This is a genomic window from Allobosea sp. 05T433, from assembly GCF_056396065.1.
Window position 1 is genome coordinate 168,262 of the sequence record NZ_JBFTKS010000008.1, and the last position, 19,080, is coordinate 187,341.

The 19,080-nt window shown below is 65.0% G+C and carries 15 protein-coding genes; 10 read left to right on the forward strand and 5 right to left on the reverse strand.

Annotation, left to right across the window (positions count from 1 at the left end; translation table 11 throughout):
* Positions 1-17 precede the first annotated feature (17 nt).
* Both AC1DGP_RS13795 and AC1DGP_RS13800 read right to left on the reverse strand, forming a co-directional pair.
* On the reverse strand, positions 18-1,133 hold the full coding sequence (locus AC1DGP_RS13795; protein WP_441504259.1) for an aminotransferase class I/II-fold pyridoxal phosphate-dependent enzyme: 1,116 nt from the start codon (positions 1,131-1,133) through the stop codon (positions 18-20).
* A gap of 284 nt (positions 1,134-1,417) precedes the next feature.
* Complete coding sequence (locus AC1DGP_RS13800; protein ID WP_441504258.1) at positions 1,418-4,465, reverse strand: aminotransferase class III-fold pyridoxal phosphate-dependent enzyme; 3,048 nt, start codon at positions 4,463-4,465, stop codon at positions 1,418-1,420.
* Positions 4,466-4,605: 140 nt separating this feature from the next.
* On the opposite strand from AC1DGP_RS13800, the gene AC1DGP_RS13805 reads away from it, so the two are divergent.
* Entirely contained in the window at positions 4,606-5,040 is a 435-nt protein-coding gene (locus AC1DGP_RS13805; RefSeq protein ID WP_441487800.1) for an Lrp/AsnC family transcriptional regulator, read from the forward strand.
* A gap of 58 nt (positions 5,041-5,098) precedes the next feature.
* Here AC1DGP_RS13805 and AC1DGP_RS13810 read toward each other — a convergent pair whose 3' ends face one another.
* Positions 5,099-5,638, reverse strand: coding sequence for a phosphatase domain-containing protein (locus AC1DGP_RS13810; RefSeq protein WP_476832221.1), 540 nt, complete (start codon positions 5,636-5,638; stop codon positions 5,099-5,101).
* A 186-nt stretch (positions 5,639-5,824) separates the two neighbouring features.
* On the opposite strand from AC1DGP_RS13810, the gene AC1DGP_RS13815 reads away from it, so the two are divergent.
* The 3 genes from AC1DGP_RS13815 to AC1DGP_RS13825 are packed head-to-tail and all read left to right on the forward strand — an operon-like array spanning position 5,825 to position 8,731.
* A complete protein-coding gene (locus AC1DGP_RS13815; RefSeq protein WP_476832222.1) occupies positions 5,825-6,919 on the forward strand; it encodes an amino acid ABC transporter permease in 1,095 nt (364 codons plus the stop codon).
* 2 nt (positions 6,920-6,921) lie between these two features.
* Positions 6,922-8,151 (forward strand): amino acid ABC transporter permease, encoded by a 1,230-nt coding sequence (locus tag AC1DGP_RS13820; protein WP_476832223.1) that lies wholly within the window; start codon positions 6,922-6,924, stop codon positions 8,149-8,151.
* The gene (locus tag AC1DGP_RS13825; RefSeq protein ID WP_441487796.1) at positions 8,045-8,731 is read left to right on the forward strand and encodes a GntR family transcriptional regulator; all 687 of its coding nucleotides are present in this window, start codon (positions 8,045-8,047) and stop codon (positions 8,729-8,731) included. Before AC1DGP_RS13820 ends, AC1DGP_RS13825 begins: the two co-directional genes overlap by 107 nt.
* On the opposite strand, the gene AC1DGP_RS13830 is transcribed toward AC1DGP_RS13825, so the two are convergent.
* Together AC1DGP_RS13830 and AC1DGP_RS13835 are read right to left on the reverse strand one after the other, a co-directional pair.
* Positions 8,707-9,171: a protein-tyrosine phosphatase family protein gene (locus AC1DGP_RS13830; RefSeq protein ID WP_441504254.1), complete on the reverse strand. Its 465-nt coding sequence runs from the start codon at positions 9,169-9,171 to the stop codon at positions 8,707-8,709. The genes AC1DGP_RS13825 and AC1DGP_RS13830 overlap by 25 nt on opposite strands.
* A gap of 354 nt (positions 9,172-9,525) precedes the next feature.
* Entirely contained in the window at positions 9,526-10,569 is a 1,044-nt protein-coding gene (locus AC1DGP_RS13835) for a transporter substrate-binding domain-containing protein (protein ID WP_441504253.1), read from the reverse strand.
* Between the two features lie 513 nt (positions 10,570-11,082).
* Here AC1DGP_RS13835 and pepT point away from each other — a divergent pair.
* The 6 genes from pepT to AC1DGP_RS13865 all read left to right on the forward strand — a co-directional run bounded on the left by pepT (position 11,083) and on the right by AC1DGP_RS13865 (position 19,063).
* Positions 11,083-12,339, forward strand: coding sequence for a peptidase T (gene pepT, locus AC1DGP_RS13840; protein WP_441504252.1), 1,257 nt, complete (start codon positions 11,083-11,085; stop codon positions 12,337-12,339).
* A gap of 282 nt (positions 12,340-12,621) precedes the next feature.
* Positions 12,622-13,488 carry a helix-turn-helix transcriptional regulator gene (locus AC1DGP_RS13845; RefSeq protein WP_441504251.1) on the forward strand — a complete coding sequence of 289 codons (867 nt, stop codon included), beginning with the start codon at positions 12,622-12,624 and terminating at the stop codon, positions 13,486-13,488.
* Positions 13,489-13,802: 314 nt separating this feature from the next.
* Positions 13,803-15,875: a TonB-dependent siderophore receptor gene (locus AC1DGP_RS13850; protein ID WP_441504250.1), complete on the forward strand. Its 2,073-nt coding sequence runs from the start codon at positions 13,803-13,805 to the stop codon at positions 15,873-15,875.
* Between the two features lie 11 nt (positions 15,876-15,886).
* On the forward strand, positions 15,887-16,744 hold the full coding sequence (locus AC1DGP_RS13855) for an alpha/beta hydrolase (protein ID WP_441504249.1): 858 nt from the start codon (positions 15,887-15,889) through the stop codon (positions 16,742-16,744).
* Positions 16,741-17,922: an ABC transporter substrate-binding protein gene (locus AC1DGP_RS13860; RefSeq protein ID WP_476832224.1), complete on the forward strand. Its 1,182-nt coding sequence runs from the start codon at positions 16,741-16,743 to the stop codon at positions 17,920-17,922. Before AC1DGP_RS13855 ends, AC1DGP_RS13860 begins: the two co-directional genes overlap by 4 nt.
* Positions 17,923-17,974: 52 nt before the next feature.
* Positions 17,975-19,063, forward strand: coding sequence for a DUF2218 domain-containing protein (locus AC1DGP_RS13865; protein WP_441504247.1), 1,089 nt, complete (start codon positions 17,975-17,977; stop codon positions 19,061-19,063).
* Positions 19,064-19,080: the final 17 nt, after the last annotated feature.

Consider the following 19,080-nt stretch of genomic DNA (forward strand, 5'->3'; position numbering starts at 1 on the left):
TCCTTGGCAGCCCCGGTCTAGCGCGGCTGCGACTTCAGATAGTCGCTCAGGCGTTCGAGACCGGCCTCCAGATGGTCGCCCGGAGCCCCGATTCCGATACGGATATAGCCGTCGAGACCGTAGACGTCTCCGGGCAGGAGCATGATGCCGCGTTCTTCGCGCAGCCGATGCACGAGTTCCGTCGAGTTCATCGAATGCGCATATTTCACGAAGGCCATGCCGCCGGCCTTGGGCGGAACGAAGGAGAAGAACTCGCTGTTGCGCTCGACCCAGCTCGTCAGGAGCGCCAGGTTCTGTCTCAGGATGGTCTTGCTGCGCTGGAGGATCTCGGCGCGCTTGGCCGGCTCGACGACGATGCGGGCGACATACTCGCTGATCGCGCTCGTGGTGATCGAGGTGTAGTCCTTGCGCTGCCAGGCGGCGTAGATATCGGCGGTGGGGCCGACCAGCCAGCCGATGCGCAGGCCCGGCAAGGCCATCGCCTTCGACAAGCCGCTGGTGATGATCGCCTTCTCGTAGAGATCGGCAAAGCTGGGCGGTTCCTCACCCTCGAGCTCGGCGCCCTTGTAGACCTCGTCGGCATGCAGATAGGTGCCGTTCTGGCGGGCAATGGCGACGAGCCCGTTCATCGTTTCGCGCGAGAGCAGGCTGCCGGTCGGGTTGTTCGGGTGACAGATCGTCATCAATTTGGTGCGTGGCGAAATGGCCTTGCGGACGTCGTCGAGATCCGGGGTCCAGCCCAGTTCCTCGCGCAGCGCGACTTCCTTCACCGTGACCCCGATGGCCCGGGCCCAACCCCAGATCTGCAGATAGTTGGGCACGAAGACGACGATCTCGTCGCCGGGCTCGAGCAGCGACATCACCATCAGGAAATTGGCCTCGGCCGAGCCATTGGTGACGATGACCTCGTCGGATGTCCGGCCGCGATAGAGCCGCGCCACCGCTTCGCGCAACTCGACGGCCCCGTTCGTCCAGCCATAGCCCAGTTCGACATCGAGCAACGCATTGCGCTGGCCTTCGTCGAGCAGCCCGTTCAGGCTGTAGGGGTGAACGCCGCTATCCGAGAGATTGAACTCGACGGTGTTCTCGTAAAGCGACTGGATCCGCTCCAGGCTGAATTCTTCGATCTTCATGACGCTCGTCCAAACGCGGGTTCGAGCTGTCTAGCATATGGGGCAAAGACAAAAAAGTCTAAATTAGAAGCGTTGTCTAATTTGATGGATCCTGGGCCGCTCGAGCCCCTCTTCGCGACGGAGCCGATACACCATCGTCGGCGTCGCGCGCAGGAATTCGCGTTTTCGTCATCGCAGCCGGGTTGCGTAGGCGCCCCCAAGATTGCCCCGGCGGAGGTTGCCCACCGCCGGGCCTGTTTCAGCGAGCGACGCGCCTCGCCTGCTCGGTGCGCCGATCAGTAGCTTCAGCCCAGCGTGTCGCGCATCGCCTCGTCGAGGGTCTCGAGCAGGATGTCTGCATGCTCGCGCCGGAAGGTCATGGGGGGGCGCAGCTTGATGACGTTGTCGAAGGGGCCGTCGGTCCCCATCAGCACGCCGAGCTCCCTGGCCCGATTGACGATGGCCGAAGCGGGTTCCCCGGCATGCTCCTTGGTTGCCCGGTCCCGCACGAGTTCAAGGCCGAGGAACAGGCCCCGCCCGCGCACGTCGCCAATGACCGAATGACGGTCCATCAACTTGCCCATGCCGGCGAGGAGATAGTCTCCCTGCTCCACGGCGTTTGGCAGAAGACGCTCGTCTTCGAGCACATCGAGGACAGCGAGCCCCGCCGCGCAGGACACGGGATTGCCGCCGAATGTATTGAAATACTCCATCCCGTTGGCGAAGCGTTCCGCGATCTCGCGGCGCATCGCGACAACGGCAAGGGGATGACCGTTGCCGATCGGCTTGCCCATCGTGACGATGTCCGGCACGACACCGTGCTCCTCGAAGGCCCACATCGATTGGCCCACGCGGCCGAAGCCCACCTGGACCTCATCCGCGATGCACAGGCCACCGGCGCGACGAACGGCATCGTAGATCGCACCGAGATATCCCGGCGGCAGGAAGACCTGCCCGGCGACGCTTGGGATCGTTTCGGCGATGAAGGCGGCGGGCGCATGCCCGCCCTTCACGAGCCGGTCGATGATCTCGCAGGCATGCTCGCCATAGCGCTTGCCGATCTCGCCCTCCGGCCACTCGGCCGGCGCGCGATATGGATCCGCGACAGGCAGCACATGCGTATGCTCGGGCCGCCCGCTGCCTCCCTTGCGCTTGAACTTGTAGGGGCTGATGTCGATCAGGCCCTGTGTGTGGCCGTGATAGGCCCAGTCCAGGACGATCATGTCGCGTCGCCGCGTATAGGCTCGGGCCGCGCGCAGCGCGAGTTCGTTCGCCTCGCTCCCCGTGCACACCACGAAGAACGTATCAAGCTCACTTGGCAGCGTCTTCGCCAGGCGCTCCGTGTAGTCGATGATGTTGTCGTGGAGATAGCGCGTGTTGGTGTTGAGGCGCTGGGCCTGCCGCGTGATCGCATCCACCACGCGCGGGTGGCAATGCCCGATATGGGCGACGTTGTTGTAGCAATCGAGATGGGCCCGGCCGGTCTCGTCGATCAGCCAGACATCTTCGCCGCGAGCCATCTTGAGCGGCCTGCGATAGGACAGCGACAGATTTGGGCCCAGTCGCTTCTTGCGCGCCGCCTGCAGGGCATCCTTTTCCTGTCCGGTCCTGTCGAAGGTCTCCGGCGGCAGGCCCGCGAAATCATAGGGCGAAGGAAAGAGGTCGTTCCAGACGCCAGGAAAAGCCGACTCGCCAACGCCCGGAATGACGCCGACGTCATCATAATCCGCGGCGACGAGTTGCAGATGGAGATGCGGTATCCAGCCGCCATTCTCTGCATAGTCGCCAAGCCGCGCCACACAGGCGCCGGCCGGCAGTTCCTCGCCGACGCGGCGCTCGCGAACCGACGCATGATCCAGGTGACCCCAGAGGCTGCGGAAGCGCAGGCCGGGTTCCGGCTCATGCTCGAGCAGCAGGAGCCCGCCATAATCTTGCGGCGCAGGATTGATCGTGGCCGCCACCACCTTTGCCGGCAGCGGGGTAAAGAGCGGCGCACCCGCAGGCGCGAAGATATCGAGGCCGAGATGGATGTTCCGGCGCGCGCCGTCGATCAGGGTCGAGTCGAAAAAGGGCGCCGTATAGACGGTGCGCAGTTCGCCATACGGCCCGAGGCCGAGCGTAAAGCCGTGTTCCCTCTGCAGATCGGCATAGGCCCGGTCCGCGGCAGCATGATCCTGCGCCGCGCTCGCCCGCGCCAGCGGCGCCTCGGGATTGCCGAGATCGACCACATGCTTCTGCTGGCGCGCCGGATGCGGGTGCATGAGCGGCGCCAGCGTCCGGCGGTTTGCGGCCAGCCAGCCCCGCAGGCGCCCGGCCCCGGGCGTCGCCTCAAGGCCACAGGCGTTGCGCAGGATCGCCGTGGCGATACGGCGATCGACCTTGCCGAGCCGCTCCAGGAGAGTCCAGGCCGGCCTTTCGCTGACGAGGAGATAGGGATTCTCGATCGCTTCGGCATGACGCGTCGCCGAAATCGACACGCTCACCGCCAACCGTGCGGCGATCAGATCGAGCAGGATCTCGAACTCGGCGTCCTGCAGCGGCAGTTCCGCGTGATAGCCCGCAGTGATCATGGCGGCTGTTTCGATCGGGCTCTTCTCGTCGAGCATCGCATACGTGCAGGCGACGGCGAGCTCGGCGATAAGCGGCGAATGGGCCGCGTCACCAAAATCGATAAGACCCGCGATCGCGCCCTTCTCGGGATCGGCGACCAACAGGTTCCAGTCATTGGCGTCATTGTGGATGACACCATGGCGCAGGCGCCGGAGCGTCGGCGCGACCCGGGAATCATAGGTGTCGAGCACCTTCTCCAGGCAGCGCCGCTGTGCCGCATCGGACACATGGGACAGGCGCTGGCGCGCCCGCGGCGTCTCGCGGATCTCCCAATCGAAGGCGACATGCGCACCGGGATGACCGAAGCTGCCGAGCACCCGGTCGAGCTGCCCGAGGACACGGCCGATGTCGCGCAGCGTTTCCGGCGTCTTGGCAACCTCGGCCAGCGGCGTGCCGGGGAGATAGGAGACGAGACGGACACAATGACGCTCGCCGCCGCGGCCGGTCAAAAGGCCGAATTCCAGCCCATCGCGGGTCGGCACCACACGCGGCGTCGGCAAGCTCGGATCGTTGATTTCGACGTGCCGCAGCAGCGCGGTCTGGAATTCGATCGCCGTGAGCGGCTCGGCCCCATTGACGATCTTCAGGATGAAACGCTGCCCATCGTCCGCCCGCACGTCGAAATTCTGGTCGCGCTCACTGGGCAGGCCATCAAGGCGGCCGACAACGCCGAAGCGTTGCCGCAAGACCTCCGCCGCCTCGTCGAGGGAGAATGTCGGGCGTGGGTGGTTGACGAAGGTCATCGCAGGCTTTCCGAATTGTCGCTCTGCCATCAATCTGACATTGATGCGGTGGCGGCCGCGCTGCTCCAATCGGCGGTTTTGCCGCCATTGTGGCGGTAGCAACCTGCTATCGCCGCCACACGGATATCTGCGAGCCCTTGATGGCGATGGACGAGACGAACGCGAAGATTCTGCGGCTGCTCCAGGACAATGCGCGGCTGCCGATCAAGACGATTGCGGGAAGCGTCGGGCTCGCCCGCAGCTCCGTGCGCGAGCGCATCGCCAAGATGGAGACCGACGGCACCATCCGCGGCTACACGGCAACCGTCATGGAGGGCCGTTCGGGTGTTGACGCATTCCGCGCCTTCCTGATCATCCGCCTCACCAAGACGCCGGCACGCGACACGGTGGATCGGATTGCCGTGCTCCCGGCGGTCAGGCGGTGCTACTCGATCGGCGGCGAGATCGACGTCATCGCCGAAATCGAGGCGGAGACGACCCGGGCGTTGAACTCCGTGCGTGACGAGATTGCGTCGATGCCGCATGTCGCCGACCTGACGACGGCAATCGTGCTCGCAGACGAGAAGCCAGCCTGAGCGATCGACGGACGCCGGCGGTCAGCTCTTCGTCACGCCCGCGCCGCGACAGCCCGCATCACATGCGAGACCGCGCATGAGCGATCAGGTACTCGACCTGCGCGGGCGTCTCGATCGCGCCGGCTGCGTGTTCATGCCGGATTTTCGCGATCGCGGCCTCGGCTTCGAGGCCGCATTCGATGAGCAGCAGCGCTGCGACCGTCCCGGTGCGCCCAAGCCCCGCCTTGCAATGGATGGCCCAGTTCTCCCCCGCCGCGAGGCGACGCAACAGCGCAAGCTTCTGCCAGTCCTCGGCGAAGGCCGCAGTCGGCGCGCTGTAATCGGGAATGGCTGCATGGGCCCACTCCAGTCCGGTCTCCCGGACAGCCACGGAAAACAGCTTCTGCTCGCAAGGCAGCTCATGCGCCTCGACGAGACTGAGGAGCCCACCGGCTCCGAGCCTGGCGAGATGATCGAGATCCTGGGCGAGAGCCAGCACGGGATCGGCGCCTGGCAAGGGGCGCCCTCGCCACGATCCCGGACAAGGGGCCAGCACCAGCTTTCCGGCGATCCCGGGCAGCGCGATGATCGATGCTGGCTTCGAAGCTGACTTGTCCAAGCAGACCCCTCCGGGCCGCGCGCAAAGCGCGCAACGCCCATCAATTGACTCAGTGATATAGCTGTGTACAGCTATATCACTATGGAGTCCATGTCAGCCCCTCCGCCCAACACAGTGAGTTCCATGCCGCCTCCGCCACGGACGAGGCGTGAGCGGCTCGCGGCCGTGCTTTGGCCGGCGGCGACAATGCTCGGGATCGCCCTTCTCGGTCTCCTCGCGGCTCGCAACGTCTCTGCGAACCTTGCGGCTGCGGGAATGGAAATCGACTTCTCGTTCCTCTGGCAGGAAGCGGGTTTCGATGTCAGCGAAAGCCTGATCGGCTATTCGCCCCGCGACACCTACGCTCGTGTGCTGCTCGTCGGCATCTTGAATACCCTCGCCGCGGCGGCCCTCATCCTCGTCCTGGCAAGCGGCATCGGGCTGTTCGTCGGCATCGCCATGACCAGTTCCAACTGGCTCGTGCGCACGTTGGCGCGCACCTATGTCGAGTTGCTCCGCAATCTGCCGAAGCTCCTGATCGTGATCGCGCTCTATGTGGCGATGGTGCGCAACCTGCCCCATATCCGCTCGGCCTGGACCAGCCCCTTCGGCGCGATGCTGAGCAATCGCGGTCTCGTGCTGCCCTGGCCGATCATCGAGCAGGGCGGCCAAGCGCTTGCTATGGCAGCCTGCCTCTGGCTCGCAGGCGCGTTTCTGTGGATCCGCGCCGCCCGGCTGCACCAGGACCGCACAGGCAAGCGCCGCCCGGTCTTCCTGCCTGTGCTCGCTGCCGCGGCGAGCCTCTACGCGGCGCTCGACCTGACAGGGACACTCCATGTCACCTGGTCTGTGCCGAAGCTGGCGGGCTTCAATGTCACCGGGGGCGTGAGCCTGTCCTTGCAGTTCACCGCGCTAGTGGTGGCCCTGTCGGTCTATCACGGCGGGCAGATCGGCGCGATCGTGCGCGGCGGCATCATCGCCACTTCGCACGGGCAGCGCGAGGCAGCACAGGCGCTCGGCCTCGACTGGTTGAAGACGATGCGGCTCATCGTGCTGCCCCAGGCACTGCGCGTGATCACGCCGCCGCTGGGTAATCAGTACTCCAACCTGCTGAAGAACACCTCGATCGCGCTGGCGATCGGATACTCCGATTTGCTCAGCGTCGTGAGCACATCGGTGAATCAGACATTCCGCCCGATCGAACTGATGGCGCTCGTGGCCGCCTTCTTCCTGATCGCGAACCTGCTGATCTCGGCCTTGGTGAACTGGTGCGACCATGCCTTCCGGCTGAAGGCGCGCTGAGAATGACGCTGACAGTCGAGACGATCGCCCGCGCGAATGCCCTTCCCCGGAAAGGGCTCGCGCCCATCCAGGGCTGGCTGCGCCAGAATCTGTTTTCGAGCTGGTGGAACACGGTGCTGACCGTCGTCACGCTCGCTCTTCTGGTCCTGTTCGCCTGGAGCGCGCTGACCTGGGTGGTGCTCGAGGCGGTCCCGTTTTCCGGCAACCGGGCCGAATGCCTGAATGCCTCGGGAGCCTGCTGGGCCTTTCTCAGCGAGAAGGCCAATCTCGTCCTGACCGGGACCTACCCGGCCGCCGAGCGCTGGCGCGCGCAACTCGCCAGCGGCCTGATCATCGTGACGATCCTCGTCTTTGCACTTGTTCCGATGAGGCTTGCGATCCGGGCAGCCATGGTCGTGGGCACTGCTGTGCTCTCCTACCTGCTTCTGCGCGGAGGTTTCGCTGGCCTGCCCTTCGTCGAATCCCACCGCTGGAACGGCCTCCCCCTCATCCTGTTCCTGTCTGCCTTCACGATGGCCGCAGCATTTCCGCTCGGCATCCTGCTGGCGCTGGCTCGCTGGTCGCAGCATCGCGCGCTGAACCTTGCCGCCGTCGCCTATATCGAGACGGTGCGCGCCATTCCGATGGTCGCGGTCTTGTTCGCCGGCATTTTCGTATTGCCGCTGCTGCTGACGCGCGGCGCGACCATAGAGCCCGTCGCCGCCATCCTGATCGTGCTGACCCTCTTCTATGCGGCCTATTTCGCCGAGGACATTCGCAGCGGGCTGCAGGCGCTGCCCAAGGGGCAGATCGAGGCGGGAGCCAGCCTCGGCCTCACCGCCGCGCAACGCATTCGCCTGATCGTGCTGCCCCAGGCCTTGCGGACGGCCATCCCCGGCATGACGAACACGATTATCGGCAGCTTCAAGGACACCTCGCTCGTCGCCATCGTCGGCATGCATGATTTGCTTTCGACAGCCCGCATGGCATATGCCGATCCTCTCTGGCAGGCCTATGCTTTGGAGGCGAACATTGCGATCGGGCTGTTCTATTTCCTCTGCTGCTGGATGATCTCCGAACGAGCTCGGCGGCTCGGGCACGGCGCCGGCAAGCTCGGCTTAGACCGGCCTTGCGACAGGGAGAGCTATGACGATCGAACTCACCAGCCCCGAGGCGCAGCAGCTTCGCCAGATGGTCCGCTCGCGCAACGACGTGATCTTCGAGATCGTGCGCGACCGCATCTGCCTGCGTGAATATGACGAAGGGCATGTCATCCACGAAGCAGCACTCGCCGCGGAGTTCCACGTCAGCCGCACGCCGATCCGGCAGGTCCTGCAGCGCCTTGTCTACGAACAGCTCGCGGAGACGCGAAACGGCGTCGGCACCATCGTTTCCTATGTCGATCATCACGCTGTCGACATGCTGCGTTTCCGCATCGGCCTGACGGGTCTGATCGCCGATCTCGTGCCGCTGCAGCTCCCGACTTCGCTCCGGTCCGACTATGCGCGGTTGCGCTCATTGGCCGAGGGGCTGCGTGACACCTCCCCCGTCAAGGATGTCTGGGGCGTCTGGCGCGCCCATCACGAGGCGCGCAACGCCTTGATCGGCGACGAGGCGCTGCGCCAGATGGACGACATGATTTTCTTCCGCATCGCGCGAAGCTGGGTCAGCTGGCTGAAATGCGATCCGGAGCTCGTGCGCGCCCTGCTCGTGCAGGAAATCGCGGCGACGGCCGAGAAGACCGAAAGCCTGCCGGCATCGGAGCTGTTTCGCCTGCATGCGGCGCATCTCGAATTGCTGCTCGCACGCTATGGCGAGGACGATAGCAAGTAGGAGACCTGGGCCTCGCTTTCGATTGCGCCCGGCCGAGCCGAGCGCACCGCGGCGATCGCGTCCTGCGGCGGCATTCCGGTCTCGATCAGCACGCGCGCGGCCATCATGCCGCTGCGGCCATATCCAGCGAGACAACAGAAGGCGGCACCCCGGCCGAGGCTTAGCTCGCCAAGGATCGCCTGGGCCAAACGCGGCCAGTCCAATGTCTCGTCCGGCGCGGAAAAATCCAGGATAGGCGCACAAACGAGGCGGATCCCGCGCAGCTCCGCAGCGCGTTGCAGATGTTCGCTGTCATCGGCATCGCATTCCGTCTGGTCCAGGAGGCTCACCAGGAGCGTCGTTCCCCTCGACTTCAGAACATCGAGAACCTGCTCCTGCTGATCCGCGTCGATGGTCCGTTCGCCCCGCCGGAGGATGACGAGCCCCGGCAGCGGCAACATGCCCACGGCTCCGGCATGCCCGCGGACCGTAACCCATACCGGCCCTTCCTCCATGCCCGCCCCCTGCAAACCTTGCCGGATCCAGTGTTCCGATCGGTGCCGACTAGAGGCAGATCAGGCGGAACTGTCCAGAACAATGGCATCGGCCGTCTCGGAAGAGCAGGCGACGGCGGTGCCGGAACGCATTCCGGCTCGCCGAGCGGTCGGCGAGCCGGAAGAAGGACACGCAGTCGCACTGCGGTTGAACGACGGCCTAGAGCATCGGCCCGAAAAGTGGATTGCGGTTTTCGGGAAAGCCGATGCAAAGACAAAGGGTTAGATCATCGGACTGGATACGATATCCGGTCCGATGATCTAGCGGACGGGGAACGCGAAGATCAGTCCGCCATCCCTGGCCAGGCGGTTCGGAGACGCTGAGCGGTCCATGGCGAGGGGCGAGCCCTTGCCGATATGCTTTTCGAAAACCTCGCCGTAATTGCCGACCTGCTTGATGATCTGCGCACTCCAGTCGGGACGCAGGCCAAGCTTCTTCGCCATGTCGGCAGTTGGCCCGGTCGGGGAGATCAACCGTTGCTCGTCGACTGGCAGATCCTTGAGCGAGGCGAGCTTGGCATCGATATTCTGCGAGGTGACACCGAATTCCTCGGCGGCGATCATGATCTGGACGCCCCAGAACAGCGTCTTCTCCAGCTCCGTATCCGGGCGCGACACAAGGGCGAGCGGCTCGGTGGCTGAACGTTGGGGAACGATCACGTAATCGTCCGGCTTCGGTGCCAGCAGACGATCGGCGGCCAGGGCCGATACCGAGCTCGCCACCGCATCGCATTTTCCGGAGAAGAATGCCTGCAGGCGTGCGGTCTTGTCGGCGATGTTCTCGACCTTGTAGGGCAGCTTCGCGGTGCCGAACCAGTCGGCGAGATAAAGCAGCGTCGTCGAGCCTTCTTCGGCACAGACGGTCGCGCCGGACAGGTCAGCGAGCTTCGTCATGCCGAGGCTTTTCGGCACCATGAAGCCCTGCCCGTCATAGAAGGTGGTCGTCACGAAGGACACGCCGGGATCGGCGTCGCGGGTGCCGGTCGCGGTGATGCCGCGCGAGGCAATATGTGCGCTGCCGCTGATGATCGCCTTCAGGCTGTCGGAGAACCCGATGCCGCGCAGCTCGGCCTTGGCCCCATCGCCGAAGATCGCAGCCGCCGCCATGCGGCAGAAATCGACATTGAAGCCGCGGAATGCGCCCTGGCTGTCGGGGACGGAGAAGCCGGGTGAATTCGGATTGACCAGGCAGACGAACTTTCCGTCCTGCTTGATCTTGTCGAGGACCGGGCCAGCCTGTGCGCCCGGCGCAGCGGCAAGCAGAACGGCCGCGGACAAGGCCATGCGGAGCACGTGAAACGCCATATCAATCCCCCTCTTCCCTCTGGAAGCTTATAGCTATCTACCTGTATACAGCAACGCAGCAAACCGTCAAACCCACGGCATCGCTCGCGGCGCTTTCCGTCGCGATGCCTCCCCATTCTGAAGACCCAGATCGAAGAGCCCCTCCCGGGGGTTCCGGTATGGCGCCTGAATCGAGGGCGGCCAGACCGGGCCATGGCAGACCAACGATGGCCTGTGCCTCCTGGTCGGGCCTTGAAGAGGGCGGCAGTTGCGAGGACCGTTGCTGGCGCGTCGGGGCCTGCTCGTCCCGGTTCGGTGCACAATCGCGACGCCCCGCCACACCACCCGGATTGCGGCACACGAAGGGGAGACCAGCCGGGCCGCCCCTGTCCGGCAGCCGCCATTGCGCTTGGTTCGTCGCAGCGGGAGCAGCCAATGGCCGGCCGCGATCGCGCCGGTTGCTTTCGGGGAACGGAAACGCCGACATACCGCCTGACACGGCATCAGAGCCTCGAAGAGTCCAATGGAGCAGGAATGAGCATTCGCGAGCAACTGGTCGAACGATTCTTCCGCTATCTGGCGGTTGAGAGTCAGAGCGACGCCACAGCGACGACGCTGCCGACCACTCCGGGCCAGCAGCGGCTCGCCGCATTGCTTGCAGAAGAGCTGCGCGCACTTGGACTTGAAAGGGTCGTGCTTGACGACCACGCCACCGTCACCGCCATGAAGCCGGGCACGAGGCCGGGCGCGCCGAGGATCGGCTTCATCGCGCATCTCGACACGATCGACACCGGCCTCTCGCCGACGATCCGCCCGCGCATCCTGCGCTTCGAGGGCGAGGATCTTTGCCTGAACCCGGAAAGGGACGTCTGGCTGCGCGTGGCGGAGCATCCCGAGATCCGCTCCTGGGTCGGGCAGGACATCATCGTCGGTGACGGAACGAGTGTGCTCGGAGCCGACAACAAGGCCGCGATTGCCGTAATCATGACGCTGCTCGAGCAGCTCGGCGCCGGGAGCCAGCATGGCGACATCCTGGTCGCCTTCGTTCCTGACGAGGAGATTGGCCTGCGCGGCGCGAAGGCACTCGACCTCGCCCGCTTCGACTGCGATTTCGCCTATACGATCGATTGCTGCGAACTTGGCGAGGTCGTGATCGAGAATTTCAACGCCGCTGCAGGCGAGATCGTCTTCACTGGCGTTACCGCCCACCCGATGTCGGCGAAGGACATCCTCGTGAACCCGCTGCTGATGGCGCTCGACTTCATCAGCCAGTTCGACCGCGCGGAAACGCCCGAGCACACCGAGGGCCGCGAAGGCTATTTCTGGTTCAACGACATCGTCGCCAATGCCAGCGAGGCGCGCCTGCGCGTCTTGATCCGCGACTTCGACAGGGAGCAGTTCGAGCGGCGCAAACGGCGCATCCGCAAGGTTGCCGACCTGATTGCCGCGCAATATCCCAAAGGCCGTGTCGACTGCCAGGTGACCGATACCTACAGCAACATCCATGACAGCCTGGGCGATGACCGCCGCTCGGTCGACCTGCTCTTTGCGGCGCTGAAGGCACTGCAGATCGAGCCGAAGCTGATCCCGATGCGCGGCGGAACAGACGGCGCAGCGCTCTCGGCCAAGGGATTGCCGACCCCCAACTTCTTCACGGGCGCGTACAACTTCCACTCGCGCTTCGAGTTCCTGCCTGTTCCCGCCTTCGAGAAATCATGGGAGGTCGCGCGCATGATCTGCACCTTGGCAGCGCAATCAAACGGCCCACTCGAGGTAACCCGCCCGGATTGAACGGGTCCGCGCTGAGCGTCGTCGGTCGCAAAAGGGTTCATGCTCCCGACGACACCAGCGGGCAGATCGGATCGGGCGCCCGGACGCGTCCTGGCAAGGGGACCTTCGCCGGACGTCAGCGGCGCGCCTCGTCGCGCTCGACATCTACGCTGCCACGGCCGCCCGAACGGCAGACCGCGTGTAAGTCCAGGATCATTAGAATTCTTACAAACTATTGATATTGAAGAGATTTACGTTTCTCGTCTATGACGGATCCCAGGGTACGGATGCCATGGGGCAGGAATGGACGATAGGCTCGATCAGGATCGGTCGTCGGCTTCGATGCAGTTGTTCTCGAAGCGGCTGAAGGTGTCCGCCGGAACGTTTCGGCACGGGCGGGGCGAACAGGTCGTCGGGCCGATGAAGCGGGGGCTCAAGGTCGTCGTCATGCTGCAGGGACATCAGTCCTATGAGCTCGACGACAGGCCGCCTCTGACCATCAACAGCCCGATGCTGCTGGTCGCCGCCAATGACGGCGATCATGTCCAGAAACGGACCTGCCTGTCGGGCGAGGGCGTGCGCTGCGCGATCGTGCAGCTCGATGCCGACTTCGCGCAGGACGAACTCGGCGCCAGCTTCTCAGGTCTGATGGGACAGATGCAGGGCAGCGGGATCGGCCCGGGACTATGGGCGCGCGCTGCCGGCGCCGATCTGCGCGGGATCGCGCTGCAGATGGCGGAGTGCCGGATCGAAGGCGCGATGCGCAATCTCTACATGGCCGGGAAGGCGCTCGAACTCGCGGCCACAGTTGTGGACCAGATCGTCAACGAGCGGCCGCAGCGAGCCGCGCGGCTGTCGCCGCGAACGATCGAGCAACTGCGTGCGGCGCACGCTCTGCTTCTTCAATCGGCCCGCAATCCCCCGACACTGGGGGAACTCGCCAGGAATACCGGCCTCAATGTCACCAAGCTGACGGCTGGATTTCGTCAGCTCTACGGAGCGAGCGTTTTCGACTATCTCCAGGCCCATCGCCTGCAACAGGCCTACGACCTGATCCGCAGCGGCGAGAAGAGCGTCGCCGAGGCGGCCTACCACGTCGGATACAACCCTGCGCATTTCTCGGGGATTTTCCGGAAGCGCTTCGGCATTCTGCCCAGCACCTTGCGTTGACGCCGCTCTGCTGAAGTTCTGGCAACCGATTGGAAGGCTTCGAAACTCATTCGAAAGAAATACTGCGGGCAGCCAAAGTCGATCCGATTGCCCCGATTGTTGTGCTGGTCGAGAAGAAACCCGCAATACGGCGGGGCATCTCGATCATGAACACATGCAACTCGAACAAGGATGGATCTTGGTCGATCCGAGCAGCAGGCGCTCCTGTATGCTTCTGGCGTCGTGCCAGGACCGTGGCGCTCGCCAGCGTCGCTCTCAGTGTTCTTCCGGTCGCGCTCGCTGGTCCAGCCCTCGCTCAAAGCGAATCTCCCACCGTGTCGCTCGACACGATCGAAGTTCAAGGCGCGACGGAGAAGGCGAATGGGCCGGTCGACGGCTATATCGCGCGGCGCAGCGCCAGCGGCACCAAGACCGACACTCCCCTGATCGAGACGCCGCAATCGATCACGGTCATCCCGCGCGCCCAGATCGACGATCAGGCCGCGCAGAGCGTCGGCCAGGCGCTTCGCTATTCCGCCGGCGTCCTGGCGGAGACGCGCCTGTCCTCGGGTCGCTACGACAGCACCTTCATCCGAGGCTTTGGCGGTAGCGGTTCGAATGCAGGCTTCGTCAATTTCCAGGACGGCCTGCGTGTCCAACGCGGCGTCAATTTCCTCGTCCCGGCCATGGAAACCTACGGGCTGGAGCGGATCGAGGTGCTGCGCGGTCCGGCTTCCGTGATCTTCGGGCAGGTCAAGCCGGGCGGCCTAGTGAATCTGGTCAGCAAGCGCCCGACGGATCAAGCCTTTGGCGAGATCCAGGCTCAGATCGGCTCGCATCAGCGCCGCCAGCTCGCCTTCGACATCGGCGGGCCGGTGAACCCGGACAAGACGGTCCTCTACCGGATCGTCGGGCTCGGCAGGGCCGCAGATACGCAGGTCGATTTCACCAAGGAGGAGCGGGTCTTTATCGCGCCATCGCTGACCTTCCAGCCAAGCGCTGCGACGAGCCTGACCATCCTCACCTCCTTCCAGCGCGACCCGGAAACCGGCTTCTACGGCTTCATCCCGGCAGTCGGCAGCGCATTGCCTAACCGCTACGGCCGGATCCCCAGCAAGTTCTTCCCCGGCGAGCCCGCCTATGAGGGCTATAGCCGAAACCAGATCGCAGCAGGTTACGCGCTCGAGCACCGCTTCAACGATGTCTTCAGCTTCCGCCAGAATCTGCGGTTCACCGACCTCGAGTCGCGCTTCAGGACTGTCGCCGTGGCAAGCCTGGCCGCCGACCAGCGCACGCTCATGCGCCGCGTGACGGCGTCGAACGAGAAGGCCCGGACCTTCGGCATCGACAACCAGCTCCAGGCCGATTTCCGCACCGGTCCGCTGACTCACAAGGTCCTGCTCGGCGTCGACGGCTATTGGATGGACGGCACCGCCTTCACCGGCGCGGGTGGCACCGTCCAGACCCTCGATTGGGTCAACCCGGTCTATGGCCGCACGCCCTTTGCAACACCGGCCCTGCCCGGCACCACGCAGGAAACGACGCAGTTCGGCGTCTATCTCCAGGACCAGATCAAGCTCGACCGGCTCTCGCTCCTCATCGGCGGGCGCTTCGACAACGCCAGAAGCCGCACGCGCGCCCTCACCAATGGCGCACTGACGAAGCAGGACGACGACGCCACGACAGGCCGCGCCGCATTGATGTACAATTTCGACAATGGCCTGGCGCCCTATGCGAGCTATTCGACCTCGTTCGAACCGGTTGCGGGCACGACCTTTGGCGGCTCGCCCTTCAAACCGACCGATGGCGAGCAGTATGAGGTCGGCCTGAAATACGCGCCGCCCGGCTACGACGCCTTCATCCAGGCAGCCGTGTATCAACTGACCCAGAGCAATGTGCCGACGGCCGACCCCGCCAATGCGGGCTTCCAGATCCAGACGGGCGAGGTACGGGCGCGTGGTTTCGAGGTCGAGGGTCGGGCGAAGCTGTTCGACAGTCTCGAGCTGATCGCGGCCTATGCCTATACCGACGCCGAGGTGACGAAGAGCACCGGCGTCGACCTCGGCAAGAGGCCGACGGTGGTCCCCCGCAACATGGCTTCACTCTGGGGCCACTATACCTTCAAGACGGGCCTGTTTGCGGGCTTCGCCCTGGGCGGCGGCGTGCGTTATGTCGGCGAGGGCGCAGGTGATCCCGGCAACACCTTCAAGACGCCGGACTACACCCTGCTCGATGCGGCCATCAGCTATGATTTCGGTGTCCGGGCCCAGGCGCTGAAGGGCTGGAAGGTTCAGGTCAATGCCCAGAACCTGCTCGACAAGGACTATGTCGCGGGTTGCTACGCGCTGACCCAGTGCTCGTTCGGCCTTCGCCGAACGGTGCTTGCGACCCTGTCCTACAAATGGTGAGCCGCGACGGCATGGACGCCACGAGATTTCGCAACACAGCCGGCCCCGAGCTCCCGTCAGCGGAGCCCGCGACTCTGGCGCAGGCGCGTCAGCTGGACATCGTGGCAGGCCATGGCGAGATCTATCGGCTGCTGATCGCGATCCCGCCGGGTCCGGCACCGGCGGCCGGGTTTCCGGTGATCTATCTGGTCGACGGCAATGCTCTCTTTGCCACGGCCGTCGAGACGGCACAGCTCCAGGGTCGGCGGCAGGATGTGACAGGGGTCGACCCGGCGATCATCGTGGGCATCGGTTACCCCATCGACGCTCCGTTCGATGGTGCGCGCCGACAAGGCGATCTCCTGCCGGACGAGGGAGGTGCGGACCGGTTCCTCGACTTCATCGAGGAGAGCGTAAAGCCGGCGGTCGCAGCGCTCGCCGCCATCGACCCCAGCCGCCAGGCTCTGGTGGGGCATTCCTTCGGTGGCTTGTTCGCACTGCATGCGCTGTTCACGCGGCCTGAGCAGTTCAGGTCCTATGTCGCCGGCAGCCCTTCGATATGGTGGAACGATCGCGCGATCGAGGTCAGCGAGGCCAGTTTTGTCGCGCGCCGCCGCGATGGGCCCCTGCCGCGGCTGCTGATCACAGCTGGAGGCAGCGAGCAGGCACGCGACGCGCGCACCTCTCCGGAACGCGCTCAACGCCTGCATATGGCGCGCATGCTTGACAATGCTGCCGAAATGGCGCTGCGCCTGGCCTCGTCGCACCGCGTCGCGGTGGAGCATGTGATCTTCGACGGCGAGAACCACATCTCGGTCATCCCCGCGATGCTGGCCAGGGCGGTTTCGTTCGCGATCGCCGGCACCGCCGGCCGGGAGACGACGGCATGAGCCAGGTACGGATCTCGTCGCGCGAGCTGCGGCCATTTGCGTGGGTTCTGGGCCTCGTGCTGACGCTGTTTGCGTTGACGGCGGCCGGCCCGGCCCCGGCCGCTCCCGTGACGGTGACGGATGTGCTCGGTCGCACGGTGACCTTGCCGGGCCCGGCCAAGCGCATCGTGCTGGGGCAGGGTCGCCAGCTCAATGCGCTGGGGCTCATTCATCCCGACCCGATCAGCCTGCTTGTCGGCTGGGGCAATGACTTCCAGCGCCAGATGGGCGAGGCCTATGCGCTGTACCGCGCGCGGTTCCCCGCGATCGAGACGCTGCCGACTGTCGGAGACGGCACCGCAGACGGGTTTTCCTTCGAGAAGGCGGTCGAACTTGCCCMGGACCTGGTCGTTCTGAGCCTGTCGATCGCCGGCACGCGCCGCGGCCCTGGCGATCTCGTCGCGAAATTCGAGGCGGCGGGCATCCCGGTGATCGTGGTGGATTTCTTCCTGCAGCCGTTCCGCGACACGATGCCCAGCCTGCGCATCCTCGGCAAGGCGATCGGCAGGGAGGCTGCGGCCGAAGAGTTCGTCACCTTCTACCAAGACCGGAGACAGCGCATCGCCCAGCGGCTTGGTCCGGTTGAGCGACCGTCCGTCTTCATGCATGCGCATGCCGGAAGCGCCGAATGCTGCTTCTCGCCGGGAAAGGGTACCTTCGACGACTACATCACGGCCGCGGGCGGAAGAAATATCGCGGCAGCGTTGCTGCCGGGAGCGACAGGCCAGATCAGCCTCGAGCAGGTTCTCGCTGTTGACCCGGCGATCTATATCGCGACAGGCGGCACCCATCTCGCAAAGAGCGGCGGGCTGGTGCTGGGTCTGGGCGTTCCCGCCGAGGTCGCGTCGCGCAGCCTTGCAGCCCAGCTCGCTCGTCCCGGCCTCAAGGCATTGACGGCGGTGAGGAACGGCCAGGCCTATGGTCTCTGGCATCTGTTCAACGACACCCCCACCCATATCGCGGCGATCGAGGCGATGGCGAAGTGGTTCCATCCGCAGCTGTTCGCCGATATCGACCCGCAGGCGACTCTGGACGAGATCTCCCGGCGCTTCTCGGCGATCCCGCTACAGGGAACGTTCTGGCTCGAGCCGCAAAGCGGAAAGCCGCAAGACTTGGCAAGCCCGCCGGCAAAGCCATGAATTTCGCTGCAAATCCCGCCTCCCCCGCCGCTGCCCGCGAGGTTGCCCTGCCATGACCGCTCTCGTTGCCCACGCGCGGATCGCTCTGGCCGATCCGGACGCCGTCATCGCTCCGCTCTGCGAACATCTCGTCGAGCATGGGGCTGAGATCACACAGGAGGAGGGCGCGACGATCATTGCGCTGGGCAGCTATCGCGGCCGGCTGCAGTCCAGCGACGGGCATCTCGTCGTGCGCGCCGAGGCCCCCGATTTGGCGAGCCTGCAGGGCGCCAAACAGGCGATCGCGAGCCATATCATCGAGTTTGCGCCGCGCGGCGAGGCCGTTCCCCTGATCGCCTGGACGGGAGCGGGCAGCGGCGTGGCGATCCCATCGAGTTTTCGCATCCTGACTGTGACTGGCGTTCGGGATATCTCGCCGCATATGCGCCGGATCAGCTTCCAGGGCGACGACCTTGCCAGGTTCGACAGCCTGGAGGCACTGCATGTCAGGTTGTTCCTGCCGCCGCCTGATCTGGCCGAGCCGGAATGGCCGACATTCGGAGAGGATGGGATCTTGCGTCTGCCGGAAGCAAACAAGGCGCCGGCGGTGCGCAAATACACGATCCGAGAGATCGATACGGTCGCGGGAACGGTCGCGCTCGATTTCGTGCTGCACGAGGATGCCGGTCCCGGCGCAGCCTTCGCGGCGCGGGCCCGGCCGGGCGATCGCATCGGCATGGCAGGCCCCGGCGGACGTGGCTTGCGCGAGGCCGACTGGTATCTGTTCATGGGCGACGAGACCGCGCTGCCTGCGATCGGTCGCATGCTCGCCCACCTGCCACTAACGGCACGGGGCCTCGCTTTCATCGAAGTCACCGATGCCGGTGAAGAGCAGGCCCTGGTCTGCCCCGCCGGTGTGGAGATTCGCTGGCTGCATCGCCAGGGCGCCGAGGCCGGCACCACGACACTGCTCCAGGACGTCTTTGACGCTGTCCTGTGGCCTTCGGACGAGGCGACCGTCTATCTCTGGGCCGCGCTCGAACATGCCGGCTTCAAGGCCCTTCGCATGGCCGCCCGCAAGCGTCTGCGGCCCGAGCGCGATCATCATCTGATCGTCAGCTATTGGCGTCGCGGCATCAGCGAAGACCGGCAAGCCGACTGAATTTGCGGCACTACGCC